Origin of the sequence: Methylosinus sp. C49, assembly GCF_009936375.1 — a bacterium.
GTDB lineage: Bacteria > Pseudomonadota > Alphaproteobacteria > Rhizobiales > Beijerinckiaceae > Methylosinus.
The window spans coordinates 3,786,301-3,799,436 of the sequence record NZ_AP022332.1; the positions used below are offsets into that span (position 1 = coordinate 3,786,301).

11 protein-coding genes are annotated in these 13,136 nt (G+C 67.2%); 9 read left to right on the forward strand and 2 right to left on the reverse strand.

The window, feature by feature from the left end; translation table 11 throughout:
- Position 1: 1 nt before the first annotated feature.
- Positions 2-1,015 carry a nicotinate-nucleotide--dimethylbenzimidazole phosphoribosyltransferase gene (cobT, locus tag GYH34_RS17845; protein WP_161914726.1) on the forward strand — a complete coding sequence of 338 codons (1,014 nt, stop codon included), beginning with the start codon at positions 2-4 and terminating at the stop codon, positions 1,013-1,015.
- 3 nt (positions 1,016-1,018) lie between these two features.
- On the opposite strand, the gene glpE is transcribed toward cobT, so the two are convergent.
- Entirely contained in the window at positions 1,019-1,816 is a 798-nt protein-coding gene (glpE, locus tag GYH34_RS17850; protein ID WP_161914727.1) for a thiosulfate sulfurtransferase GlpE, read from the reverse strand.
- A gap of 120 nt (positions 1,817-1,936) precedes the next feature.
- On the opposite strand from glpE, the gene GYH34_RS17855 reads away from it, so the two are divergent.
- The 8 genes from GYH34_RS17855 (at position 1,937) to hisG (ending at position 11,930) form a co-directional block, all read left to right on the forward strand.
- On the forward strand, positions 1,937-3,706 hold the full coding sequence (locus GYH34_RS17855; protein WP_161914728.1) for a symporter-like protein: 1,770 nt from the start codon (positions 1,937-1,939) through the stop codon (positions 3,704-3,706).
- Between the two features lie 101 nt (positions 3,707-3,807).
- Positions 3,808-5,355 carry a DUF6270 domain-containing protein gene (locus tag GYH34_RS17860; protein WP_161914729.1) on the forward strand — a complete coding sequence of 516 codons (1,548 nt, stop codon included), beginning with the start codon at positions 3,808-3,810 and terminating at the stop codon, positions 5,353-5,355.
- Positions 5,356-5,539: 184 nt separating this feature from the next.
- Positions 5,540-5,809 (forward strand): 30S ribosomal protein S15, encoded by a 270-nt coding sequence (gene rpsO, locus GYH34_RS17865; protein ID WP_161914730.1) that lies wholly within the window; start codon positions 5,540-5,542, stop codon positions 5,807-5,809.
- Between the two features lie 373 nt (positions 5,810-6,182).
- Positions 6,183-8,330 (forward strand): polyribonucleotide nucleotidyltransferase, encoded by a 2,148-nt coding sequence (gene pnp, locus GYH34_RS17870; RefSeq protein WP_161914731.1) that lies wholly within the window; start codon positions 6,183-6,185, stop codon positions 8,328-8,330.
- Positions 8,331-8,528: 198 nt separating this feature from the next.
- Positions 8,529-9,098: a hypothetical protein gene (locus tag GYH34_RS17875; protein ID WP_161914732.1), complete on the forward strand. Its 570-nt coding sequence runs from the start codon at positions 8,529-8,531 to the stop codon at positions 9,096-9,098.
- 54 nt (positions 9,099-9,152) lie between these two features.
- Positions 9,153-9,713 carry a hypothetical protein gene (locus GYH34_RS17880; RefSeq protein WP_161914733.1) on the forward strand — a complete coding sequence of 187 codons (561 nt, stop codon included), beginning with the start codon at positions 9,153-9,155 and terminating at the stop codon, positions 9,711-9,713.
- 106 nt (positions 9,714-9,819) lie between these two features.
- Positions 9,820-10,959, forward strand: coding sequence for an ATP phosphoribosyltransferase regulatory subunit (locus GYH34_RS17885; protein WP_161914734.1), 1,140 nt, complete (start codon positions 9,820-9,822; stop codon positions 10,957-10,959).
- Positions 10,956-11,930, forward strand: coding sequence for an ATP phosphoribosyltransferase (gene hisG, locus GYH34_RS17890; RefSeq protein ID WP_161914735.1), 975 nt, complete (start codon positions 10,956-10,958; stop codon positions 11,928-11,930). Before GYH34_RS17885 ends, hisG begins: the two co-directional genes overlap by 4 nt.
- Positions 11,931-12,239: 309 nt before the next feature.
- Here the strand turns inward: hisG and GYH34_RS17895 are convergent, their stop codons facing one another.
- Positions 12,240-13,019, reverse strand: a complete 780-nt coding sequence (locus GYH34_RS17895; RefSeq protein WP_161914736.1) for a WecB/TagA/CpsF family glycosyltransferase — start codon at positions 13,017-13,019, stop codon at positions 12,240-12,242.
- Positions 13,020-13,136 lie beyond the last annotated feature (117 nt).

Consider the following 13,136-nt stretch of genomic DNA (forward strand, 5'->3'; position numbering starts at 1 on the left):
CATGAGCACGCCCTTCGACGACATTCGCGATCTTCTCGCCGACCTTCCCGCCCCCTGCCGCGACAGCCTGGACGCCGTGCGACGGCGCGACGCGGAGCTGACCAAGCCGCCGGGGTCGCTCGGGCGGCTCGAGGAGGTCGCCGAATGGCTGGCCGCCTGGCAGGGCCGCGCGGAGCCGCGGATCGAGCGGCCGCTCGTCGCCGTCTTCGCGGGGAATCACGGCGTCACGGCCAAGGGCGTCTCCGCCTTTCCCGCCGCCGTCACGCGGCAGATGCTCGATAATTTCACGGCCGGCGGCGCGGCGATCAATCAGATCTGCAAGGCCCATGGAATCGGCCTCAAGGTCTTCGAGCTGGCGCTCGAGCATCCGACGCGCGATTTTACGGAAGCCCCCGCCATGGAGGAGCGCGAGGCCGCCGGCACTCTGGTCTATGGCATGGAGGCGGTGGACGGCGGGATCGATCTGCTGGCGCCGGGCGAGATGGGCATAGGCAACACCAGCTCGGCGGCGGCGATCTACGCCGCGCTCTATGGCGGTCCAGCCGCGCGCTGGACCGGGCGCGGAACCGGCGTCGACGATGAAGGGCTCGCGCGCAAGAACGCCGTCATCGACGCCGCGCTCGCCTTTCACGCCGGACATTTGTCCGATCCTTTGGAGATTTTGCGCCGGCTCGGCGGGCGCGAGATCGCCGGCATGATGGGCGCCATTCTCGCGGCGCGGCGCAATCGCATTCCCGTGCTGCTCGACGGCTATGTCGCCTGCGCGGCGGCGGCGCTGCTGCATGCGCTGAGCCCGGACGCCATCGCCCATTGCCTCGCCGGCCATGTCTCGGCGGAGGGCGCGCATAGGGATGTGCTGGAGCGGCTCGGCAAGAAGCCGCTGCTCGATCTCGGCATGCGGCTCGGCGAGGGCTCCGGCGCGGCGCTGGCGATCGGCGTCGTCAAGGCGGCGCTCGCCTGCCACAGCGGAATGGCGACTTTCGCCAGCGCCGGCGTCAGCGGCAAGGACGGCTGAGCGTCAGGACGCGGCGGCCGCCGCCTTGCGGCGCTTCGCCTCCGCGCGCATCAGATCGAGGCATTCCTTGGTGGAGGCCATGTCCAGCGCGGTGAGGCCGAGGTCGGTCTCGAAGGACGGATCGGCGCCGGCCGCCATCAATTGCGCCACGGCGCGGGCGCGGCCGGAGGAGGCCGCGAACATCAGCGGCGTCGAGGCGTTCACATTTATGTGCTGAATGTCGATTCCGGCGCGGATCAGCAGCGCGATATTCTCCTCTATCTCGCCGACACAGGCGAGCCACAGCGCCTGATTGCCGTCCACATTTGTCGCATGAATATCTGCCCCGGCCTGCAGCAGCTCGGCGACGAGCGCCGGCGGGGCGAGGCGCGCGGCGACCATCAGCGGCGTCACATTGTCCTTGTTGCGGCCATTGGCGTCGCCGGGGGCGAAGCCGTGCTCGGCCAGAAAAGCCTCCAGCGCCGGGCTCAGCGCCGCCGCGGCGGCTGGCGCGGAACGCTCGGCGATCGCCCAGGCCTCATAGCCGCCGTCGAGGCTGTAGACGTCCGAAAAGCCCTGCTCGGCGAAATATTTGGCGTAGGCCTGGCTGGAATTGCCATGATAGCAGCAGAACACCACCGGCCGGTCCTTCGGCGTCAGAGTGACGAAGGAGGAGATGTTCTCCCGGCTCGCCGGCTCGGCCCCGTCTATGTGGCCGCGCGCGAAAGAGTCTGGATCGCGCACATCGATCACCAGCGCGCGCCCGCGCTCGATGAGCTGACGCGCCGCGGTGACGTCGATCCTGCGAAAATTCGCCTGCATGCCGCATTTCTCCCTTCGATCGCCCCGCGACATGCGAAGTCGGGGCCAACCGTCCCTCGGGGACCGCGCGCGCTGGTTTTCGGCGCCCTCGTCGGCTAGGCTCGCGGGAGGAGGCGCGACATGCGGGACACGGTAGAGAATTTCGAGGACCGGGCGCGGCTCGACGGCCGCATCGCGCTGGCGATCGTCACTTTCGCCACGGCCTATGGGCTCGTCGCTCTGCTCGATCGCGTCGGCGCGCCGGAGCGGCTGGTGGCGCTGGTGTCGCCCTATTTCACAGTCGTCGCCCTCGCCGCGCTCGGCTTTCTGCTGCATTCGATGCGCGTGTCCTTCTATTATGCCGCGGGACGGGCGGCGCCGGCCGCCTATGTCGGCTTTGCGCAGGCGGCGCTGGTCACGGGCCTCGCGGCGCCTTTCGCGGCGCGGCTCACCGGCGCCGGCTCGCCGCTCGGCGTGACGCTCGGCCTGCTGCTGGGCGTCGCGCTCATCGGCGCGACGACCGGGCCGATGCTCCGCAAGACCGGCGCCTTCTCGTTGTCCGATCTGCTGGCGGCGCGCTTCTCGCGCATGGAGCCGCGGCTCGGCATGATCGCCGTCGCCGCGCTCACCTCGGCGATCGTGGCGCTCGCCGGCTATCAGACGGCGGTGGACGCGCTGGTCGGCTTCACCGGCGCGGGCCGACCCTTCGCGGCCTTCTTCATCGGCGCGGCGATTCTCCTCATCGCGGGACCGGGCGGCGTCGGCGGCGTGCTGTGGAGCGCCTGCGCCGCCGCCGGCGTGCTGGTCGCAGGCTTCGCTCTGCCGCAGATCGCCCTTATGGCGGAAGGCTTTCCGACGCCCTTGCCGCTCATCGGCGATCAGGCCGCCTGGAGCGAGGCGACGCGCATCATCCAGAATTGGCGGCTGGCCCGGCCGGCGCCGGTCGCGCTCGAGATCACCACCGCGCTCGGCTTGGCGCTCGGCCTGGCGACTCTCGCGCCCGCCCTCGCCCCATCGGTGGCGACGCGGGATGTCGCGGCGGCGCGGCGGGCCGGGATCGCGGCCATGTTCTGGACATTGACGGCGGCGGCGCTGGTCGCGGCGACGGTCGCCTCCTCCGCGCTGATCGTCTCCAATGTCGCCGTCGGCCAGACGCCGGAACGGCTCCCCGAATCCATCTATTCGGCGAGCGCGCGCGGCCTGCTGCAGATTTGCGGCGCCAAGGCGGACGGCCCGGCGCAGGCGCGCGCCGCCTGCCTCGCCCGCAAGCTCGCGCCCGCCGCGCCGCTGCGGCCGGAGGATATTTCCGTGCGCGCGGAATATCTCATCGGCGCCCTGCCGCAATTGGCCAAGCTCGGCGCCGCGCTCAGCGGCCTCGTCGCCTCCGGCGTCATCGCCGTCGGCCTGGCGCTGGCGGCGGCCAGCCTGCACGCCTGCGCCGCCGCGGTCGGCCATGACGCGCTCTATCGCCTGCGCGCCGAATCGGCGCTGACCAGCCGGCGCCTCGCCATCACGCGGCTGGCGCTGGTCGGCGTCACCGCGCTCGGCTCGGCGACGAGCGCGGCCAACGCCATAGACGCCCGCACTCTGGTCGGCATGGCGCTGGCGCTGTCGGCGGCGGGCTTCGTTCCGCTGATCGGCCTCGCGCTGTTTGCGCGCGCGCAAGACCGCGATGCGATGGCCGGCCAATTGGCCGGCGTCGCGACAATGGCGGTGACGCTGATCGTCGATTCTGCGCCGCCGGACATAGAGCAACTCGCCTGGGCCGGACTCTGCGGCGCCGTCGCCGGGCTGCTCGCCGGCGGCGTTTCGGCGCAGGCTTTCTCGAGAGAGACTCCACAATCACGTAGTTTCGTAGAAGAGATTTTACGCGGCGACGGCAATGTGCTACATCTCGATAAAGGAGCCTGAGATGCAATATTCTGTCGAATCGCTGTGAGAAGAAGCTGACAATGGTGAAAAAGCATAATTCGAGTAAAAATGTCAGCATCGTTGCGAGAGAAAGCTCTGAGTTGCCTGCAGATACGGCCTATATCGAAGATCGCCGCAAGAGATTTATAACGATAGGCGGCTGCTCTACTTACGAGAGCGGCATCAGGCTGAATGAAGGTCTTTTCCAATCGCGCGGACATTTGTGGCGCCGCCCGACGATCTCTCTAGTCGCCGATCCGATCGAGAAGATCGACTCCCGCTTCTCCTGCCTGCCGCCGCAATTCCTGACCTATCTCGTCAATGACGCGAAAAAGCTGCATCTGCAGAATCTTCTGGAGACCGACGCCGAAGTGTTGGTCTTCGACATAACGCGCGATCTGCGTAGCGGCGTCGTCGCTCTTAGCGAGACGCAATTCGTCATCGATCCGCTCGAGGGCATCAATATTCTCGAGGGACTGACGCCGGAGACGATGAATCAGGAGGTCTTCGACAAGGTCTTCAAAGGCGGCGAGCGCATTTCCTTCCACGCCAATTGGGCGCGGTTCTTCCCGCTGTGGAAGCGCGCCTTCGCGCGATCGATCGAGATATTGTCGAAGAAGTTTTCACGACTCGTGCTGCTCGAGCACTATTTCACCTGCAAGGTGAACGGCGTCCCCTACACTTATGACTTCGCGCCCGGAGCCGCGGAGATGGCGAATATCGCGCTCGAGAAAATGTATGATTTCGCGCGAAGCTTCGACTGCGTGTCCTTCGTCTCGCTGCCGCGCAAGCTGTTCATCACCGGCCGCGAGGCGCCGTGGGGCGGGCCGAGCGACACGCATTACTTGCCAGAGGTCTATCTTCTCTACGCCGAGAAGACCGCGCAGCTGCTCTTTCCCGACCGCGAGGACGGCAGCCGCGCCATCATCGATCAGCTCTTCCTCCGGGCGGCGGAGCGCGATGATCTGATCCTGCAGATTCAGGCCCTCACCGCAGAGCGCGACCAGCTGGCGACAGACAACGCCGCTTTCGCCGCCGCGCGCGACGCGGCGCTGGCGGAGCGAGACGAGATGCGCGCGCGGCTCGAAGGCGCGGCCGACGACACGCTCACGCCCCGCGACGATCATGCCGCCACCGCCGCGGAGAATGACGCCGATCTCGTCGAGCAAGTAAGCGCGACGATCGAGACGAGAGTGATAAGAGCCGAGCGCGACGCCGCCCTAGCGGAGAAGGCCGCGGCCGTCGCCGAGCGCGCTCTCGCTCTCTATGAGAGAGAGGCGATGCGAAGGGAGCGCGACGCCGCGGTCGTGGACCGTGATCGCATCCTCGGCGAAAACGCCGCCATGGCCGCCGAATGGAGCAAGGAAGCTCACGAGAAGGAGGCGATGCGCGCGGAGCGCGACAAGGCCGTCGCCGACGCCCACGCCTTCGCGGCCGATCGCGATCGCGTCCTTGCCGAAAGCGCCGCCTTGCTCGTCGAGCGCGATCGGGCGTCCGGCGAGATCGACGAGATCATCGGACAGCTCGAAGCCGCTCTCGCGCATAGCGAGGAGCTCGCCGCCGAGCGCGACCGCCTCGCCGCCGAGAAGGCCGCGCTCATCTCCGAGCGCGACGACGCCCGCAGAAGGAGCCTCGTGGACGCCCAGTGACGCCCAGTGACGCAGCGAGAGCCCCCGGCAGGGAGAGCTCTCTATCCTTCCCGCTCGTTTCTGCTATAAGCCCCTCGCGCGCCCGGTTTTCCGGGCGGCTCCGCTCGCGGCGACCCTCGCTGGACGACATCCCGGCCCCGGCCGCGGCCCGCGGACCCACACCAGACCAGAAAAGGACCGACCGATGTCGATCACTGCGGAGCGCAAGCAGGCGCTCATCAAGGAATATGCGACCAAGCCGGACGACACCGGCTCGCCCGAGGTTCAGGTTGCGATCCTCACCGAGCGCATCACCAATCTGACCGAGCACTTCAAGACCCATGTGAAGGACAATCATTCGCGTCGCGGTCTCTTGAAGCTCGTGTCGCAGCGTCGCCAGCTGCTCGACTATGTGAAGTCGAGAGACGAGCCGCGCTATCGCTCCATCATCGAGCGTCTCGGCATTCGTCGCTGAGCCTGCGCCGCTGAGCCTGCGCGCGTTCCTCGGACGCGCCTCGAAAGAGCGTCGAGAGAATGCGAGATCGCGGTCCGCCGCGATTTCGCGTATGAAAAAACGGTTCGGCCGAACGATTCGGCCGGTTCATTGCCGGAAGGGATGCGCGAAAGGGCGGCCCTTCCAGAGTTCGGCGGACGGCATGGGGCCGCGCCGCCGCCCCTCGGCAGATCGTCATGGCAGGATCGCCGGACGCTGAGGCGAGGATCTTTCGAAGCGTTCGCGGCTTCGCGTCTTTGAAAATCCCCGCCCCACAGCCTCTCGCCGTCTTGCCCATGACGCCTCGCCAAGCCGACGCGCAACATGGCGCGTCATGAGAGAAAGACGAAAAGACATGTTCCAAATCCATCGCGAAGAGCTCGACTGGGCGGGCCGCAAGCTGATCCTCGAGACCGGCAAGATCGCCCGCCAGGCGGACGGCGCCGTTTTCGCCAGCTGGGGCGAGACCACTGTGCTCGCGACCGTCGTCTCCGCCAAGGCGCCCAAGCCCGGCCAGGACTTCTTTCCGCTGACGGTGAATTACCAGGAGAAAGCCTTCGCCGCCGGCCGTATTCCGGGCGGCTATTTCAAGCGCGAAGGCCGCCCCAGCGAGCGCGAGACGCTGGTCTCCCGCCTCATCGACCGGCCGATCCGCCCCTTGTTCCCGGACGGCTATCGCAATGACACGCAGGTCATCGTGACGGTGCTGAGCCACGATCTCGAGAATGACCCGGATATTCTCGCCATGGTCGCGGCTTCGGCGGCGCTGACGCTCTCGGGCATTCCCTTCATGGGGCCGATCGGCGGCGCCCGCGTCGGCTATATCAACGGCCAGCTCAAGCTCAATCCGACGATCGAGGAGATGAAGCTCTCGGGCCTCGATCTCGTCGTCGCCGGCACGTCGGACGCCGTGCTGATGGTGGAATCGGAGGCGCAGGAGCTGTCCGAGGATCTGATGCTCGAGGCGGTGATGACCGGCCATCGCGGCTTCCAGCCGGTGATCGACGCGATCATCCGTCTCGCCGAGCGCGCCGCCAAGGATCCGCGCGACCTCAATGTCGCCGACAAGACCGAGGTCAACGCCGCCGTCGCCGCCATCGCCGAGACGGAGCTGCGCGCCGCCTATAAGATCACGGTGAAGCAGGATCGCTACGCCGCCGTGGACGCGGTGAAGGCCAAGGTCTTCGCCGGCCTGCTGCCGGAAGGCGGCGAGGCGAAATTCTCCAAGGAGCATGTCGCCGAGGCCTTCCACGATCTGCAGGCCAAGGTCGTGCGCTGGAACATTCTCGACGACGGCATTCGCATCGACGGCCGCGACGTGAAGACCGTGCGACCGATCGTCGCCGAGGTGGGCGTGCTGCCGCGCGCGCATGGCTCCGCTCTGTTCACCCGCGGCGAGACGCAGGCGCTGGTCGTCGCGACGCTCGGCACCGGCGAGGACGAGCAATTCGTCGACTCGCTCGAGGGAACCTATAAGGAGCGCTTCCTGCTCCACTACAACTTCCCTCCCTACTCCGTCGGCGAGACGGGCCGCATGGGCTCCCCCGGCCGCCGCGAGATCGGCCATGGCAAGCTCGCCTGGCGCGCCATCCGCCCGATGCTGCCGGCGGCCGCCGAATTCCCCTACACGCTGCGCGTCGTCTCGGAGATCACCGAGTCCAACGGCTCCTCGTCCATGGCCACCGTCTGCGGCTCCTCGCTGGCGCTGATGGACGCGGGCGTGCCGCTGAAGAAGCCGACGGCCGGCATCGCCATGGGCCTCATCCTCGAGGGCGCGCGCTTCGCCGTTCTCTCCGACATTCTCGGCGACGAGGATCATCTCGGCGACATGGACTTCAAGGTGGCGGGCACGTCGGACGGCGTCACCTCGCTGCAGATGGACATCAAGATCGCCGGCATCACGGAAGAGATCATGCGCGTGGCGCTGGGCCAGGCGCGTGAGGGCCGTCTGCATATTCTCGGCGAGATGGCCAAGGCGCTCACCACCTCGCGCGCCGAGCTCGGCGAGTTCGCGCCGCGCATCGAGACGCTGAAGATCGCCACCGACAAGATCCGCGAGGTGATCGGCACCGGCGGCAAGGTCATTCGCGAGATCGTCGAGAAGACCGGCGCCAAGATCAACATCGAGGACGACGGCACGGTGAAGGTCGCCTCCTCCGACGGCAACTCCATCAAGGCGGCGATCAATTGGATCAAGTCCATCGCCTCGGACCCCGAGGTCGGCCAGATCTATGAGGGAACCGTGGTGAAGACCGCCGACTTCGGCGCCTTCGTCAATTTCTTCGGCGCCAAGGACGGCCTCGTTCACATCTCGCAGCTCTCCAAGCAGCGCGTGAACAAGACCACCGACGTGGTGAAGGAAGGCGACAAGGTGAAGGTGAAGCTGCTCGGCTTCGACGATCGCGGCAAGGTGCGCCTCTCCATGCGCGTCGTCGACCAGCAGACCGGCGAGGACCTCGAGGCCAAGGAAAAGGCCGAGGCCGCCAACGCCGCCAGCGAGTGACGGCTCATCGGATAGAAACGGGAGCGCCCCTCCCTCACCCTCCCCCGCTTTCGCGGGAGAGGGAGGCGGCCGGCGTCACGCGAAATCTCGATGACGCGCCAGCGACCCCCTCTCCCGCGAAAGCGGGGGAGGGCTGGGGAGGGGGCTCCCCTAGAATTTCAGCCTCGAGATAATGTCGTTGCGGACAGGAGCTCCCGCATGTTTCGTCGCTTCGCTGCATGCGCGGCTCTTGTCCTCGCCGCCTCCCCCGTCATCGCCGAGACCGCGCCACTGGAGCGCATACTCTCCGCGACGCCGATCTATCTCTCCGATGGCGGCGGCCGTGATCTCGCCGTGCTCGTCGACAATCTCGACACTGGCGCCGATCTCTATGTCTATCTCGGGCTCGATCAAGACGCTCTGCGCGCCGGGGCCAAGCCGGCCTTCGTGAAGAAGAACGCCGCCTGGAATGGCGGCATGGCCGGCCAGCATCCTTCGCTGGCGGTGAGCGACAAGGGCTCGCTGCTGATCAAATCCGAGAATGATTCGATTGGCCGCGACCGTTGGAGCGAGACTTTGACGGTCATCCGCCGCAATGGCGCGCTCATCGTCGCCGGCTTCACCTATGCGGCGCGCGACACGCTCGACCCCAATGTCGGCGGAAACTGCGACCTCAATTTCCTCGCGGGCAAGGGAAGCCGCAACGGCAAGAAGGTGGAGATAAAGGCGCAGACCATTCCGCTGGCCGATTGGTCGGAGGACAAGCTTCCGAAAGAGTGCAAATTCTAGAGCCGGCCCCTATCGCCTCGCTTCATCTGGGAAGGCCGAGCGTGAAGGCGAAACATGCTCGTCGACGAGAAATACTTTGCTCCGAAAACGCCGGCCTCGGTCATCGCCGTGGGCGATGCTTTCGAAGCGCTGCTGATTCGATCGATGCTCGAAAGCCTCGGCGCGGCTGTGCTCTTGCACCTCGTCGGGACGCCGGAAGATTTCCTGCTCACGCTCGAGCGGAAAGAACATGATCCGAAACTCGTCGTCATCTGCGGACACGGCGACAAAAACGGCTTGGTGTTCGGCGATTATGGCGATGGCGTAGACGTCGGCGCGCTCGTCGACGGCTCGCTGCCGGCGACCGCCATCGCAAAGCGCGCCCGAATGCCGGGAGCGATCGTCGTCAGCACGGCCTGCCTGACCGGCGATGCGGCTTTTGCGAAGGCCTTCCTCGAAGCGGGCGCCGCCGCCTATATCGCGCCAGCGGACTGTCCCGACGCCTCGGACGCCGCGCTCTTCGTTCACTATTTGCTTCATTCTCTGCTGAGGCGAGGCCTGTCCCCGGAACGGGCCTTCGACCGAGCGCGCCACGCCGATCCGGCCTTGGACATGTTCCGGCTGCACAAGCCCTGATCCGAGGCGGCTACCGCCGCCCGCTTCATTCACCCTCCCTCCCGAAAGCGGATGCGAATGTCATCCGCCCTTGCTAAGGAAGGGCCGCAAGAGAGGGACTAGAGGCGTGAACGAGGCGGCGAAAACCGATTTATCGAGCGGCGACGCTCTCGGCGCGATATTGGCGTCGTTTCAGCGCGCGGGCTTTGCCCGCTGCGAGCCGAAGATATTGCAGCCGGCCGGCGTCTTCCTCGACCGCTCGGGCGAGGATTTCCGCGGCCGTCTCTATCTGACCAGCGACGCCGCCGGCGACGACGTCTGCCTGCGGCCGGAATATACGATCCCCGTCTGCCTCGCCTATCTCGCCTCGGCCACGGCGGGGGCGCCCGCCTCCTTCGCCTATGGCGGCACTGTGTTCCGCTTTCCCGCCGAGGGCGAGACGGGCAGCGGCGAGCTGTTGCAGGCCGGGCTCGAGAGCTTCGGCCGCGACGATCGCGAAGCCGCCGACGCCGAGATTCTCGCCGCCGCCCTCGAGGCCGCCTCCGCGGCCGATGGCGGGGCGCTGCATGTGGAGACCGGCGACGCCGGCCTCGTCTCCACCTTTCTGGATCGGCTCGATCTGCCGCCCGCCTGGCGTCGGCGTCTCGAGACGGGACACGCCCGCGGCGAGTCGCTGTCGCAGATTTTCGCCCCGCCGGCCAATGGCAAGGAGCACGCCGGGGTGCTCGCCGCGCTCGAGAAGGTCGACGCCAAGGAGGCGCGCGCGCTCGTCGAGGATCTTCTGTCCATCGCCGGCATTTCGCCGGTCGGCGGCCGCAGCGCCGGGGAGATCGCCGAGCGCTTTCTGGATCAGGCCGCGCTCGCCGGCGGCGCCGGAGTGAGCGCTGAAAAACATGCGCTGGTCGATGCTTTTTTCGCCGTGCAGGGGCAGATCGACGAGGCCTCCGCCGCGCTGCGCACGCTCGCGAAGGACGCGTCTCTCGATCTGACCGCGGCGCTCGACTCGCTCGACACGCGCTCGGGCTTTCTCGCGGCGCGCGGCGTCGATCTCGATCGCGTGCGCTTCTCCGCGAGCTTCGCCCGCCGGCTCGACTATTACTCGGGCTTCGTCTTCGAGGCGCGGCGCGAGCCCGCCGGCCCGGCGCTCATCGGCGGCGGGCGCTATGATCGCCTGCTGAAGACGCTGGGCGCGAAACAGGACATCCCCGCTGTCGGCGCGGCCATATGGGTCGACCGGCTGACGGCGCGCAAAGGAAGCGCGGCATGACCGCAACGACGACTGACAGACTCATCGTCGCCGTTCCCTCCAAGGGTCGGCTGCAGGAGAACGCCAACGCCTTTTTCGCCCGCGCGGGCATAGAGGTGACGCAAGGGCGCGGGGCGCGCGACTATCGCGGCCAGCTCGCCGGAGTGGAGGATGCGGAGGCCGCCTTTCTCTCCGCCTCCGAGATCACCGCGCGGCTCGCCAGCGGCGACGTCCATCTCGGCGTGACGGGCGAAGACCTCGTGCGCGAGACGATTGCCGACGCGGCGAGCAAGGTGGAGATTTTGGCGCCGCTCGGCTTCGGCAAGGCCAATGTGGTGGTCGCCGTCCCGCAGGCCTGGATCGACGTGCGGACCATGGCCGATCTCGCCGATGTCTCGGCCGGCTTTCGCGCCCGCCATGGCCGCGGGCTGCGCGTCGCCACCAAATATATTCACACGACGCGGCGCTTCTTCGCCAAGCATGCCATCGGCGATTATCGCATCGTCGAGAGTTCCGGCGCTACGGAAGGCGCGCCGGCGGCGGGCTCCGCCGATCTCATCGTGGACATCACCACCACCGGCGCGACGCTCGTCGCCAATGCGCTGAAAACTTTGGACGATGGCGTGATCCTGCGCTCGCAGGCCAATCTCGTCGCCTCGCTGTCCGCGCCCTGGACGCCGCGGGCGCGGGAGGCGGCGCGCATCATCCTCTCGCGCATCGCGGCCGAGGAGCAGGCCCGCACGACGCGCGAGATTCGCGCCCGCGTGACGCTGGACGACGCCCTCCTCGCCGAGGCGGCGGAGAAATTTTCCGTTGAGCTGCGCGAGCGCGGCGACGGCGGCTTCGTCACCTTCTCCGCCCCGGCCGATGGCGCGCCGCAATTCGCCGACTGGCTGATCGCCAAAGGCGCGCGCACGGTGACGAGCGCTAGGCTGGACTATGTGTTCAGCGCGGAAAATGCGCTATGGAGCCGGCTGCAAGGGCGGATTTGACGGGGTTTGGCCTGATCCCCGAAACACCAGTCCCTCACCCTGAGGAGCCGGCGCAGCCGGCGTCTCGAAGGGTCGTCGAAGCGCCGCCTCCCGGAGCATCCTTCGAGGCTTTTTGCGTTCCGCAAAAAGCGCCTCAGGATGACGGGACTGAATTTCGGGCTTTTCCCATTTTGAGAATTCGCCGATGATCGGCGTCGTCCCCGGCGCTGGCGGAGTGGCGCGGCGCGCCGGGGACCCAAAGCCGAACTCGTTACACTGCGGCTTCGGACGCCCGCCGGCTTCGACGCGCCGGCGGATGTGCGAGGTCGGTCAATGCGTGTGGCGCAATAGCAGCAGCAACGCGATCGGATTGGTCGTCACATAGCGCAAGAACAGCCGGCGCGGCTCGAGCCGAAGACGGAAGGCCCATTCGAGACCCGCCTTCTGCATCCACATAGGGGCGCGCTTCTTGGCGCCGGCCACAAAATCGAACAGGCCTCCAGATGTCTTGATCACTTTGACGTTTCGAAGGCGATCGCTCCATTTTCGCACGAATTCCTGCTCGCGCGGCACGCCGAGCGCGAGCCAGACGATATCGGGCGCCAGCTCGTCGATCTCGTCGATCTTGCGCTCCAGCTCCTCGCCGGCGAGATAGCCATGCGAGCGACCGACGATGCGCAGGCCGGGGAAGCGACGCTTTGTGACCTCATAGGTCGTGCGATTGATTTCTTCCGTCCCGCCATAGAGGTAGAAGGTGACGCCCTCGCGCGCGGCCATTTCGGCGACCATCGGATAGAGATCGGTGGTGGCGACGCGCTCCGGCAGCGGCCGCGCGCCCAGCAGGCGCGAGGCGAAGACGAGCGGCTGGCCGTCGGCGCTGATGAGATCGGCCTCATCGACGAGCTCGGCAAAGTCGCGGCTGGCGCGGCGACGCGCCAGCACCTCGCCATTGACGGAGGTGAGATAGAGCGGCCCATTCTCCCGCGCGGGGCGGAGAGCCGCCTCGATCATCAGCCGCGCGGTCGCCGCAAGATCGAGCCGAGCGACGCGAACGCCGCCAACAGTGATCTCCTCGATGTCCCGGAACGCCGGTTTACGCTGGAACGCCATGAATACGCTACCCTTTTTTCGCCTGCCGTCCCGTTTCGAAACGTGGTCGGCAATGTCGAAGGGTAGGCTGAGAGATGCGTGCCAGACGGAATCGGGGCTGTTCTGTGCGGATTCGAA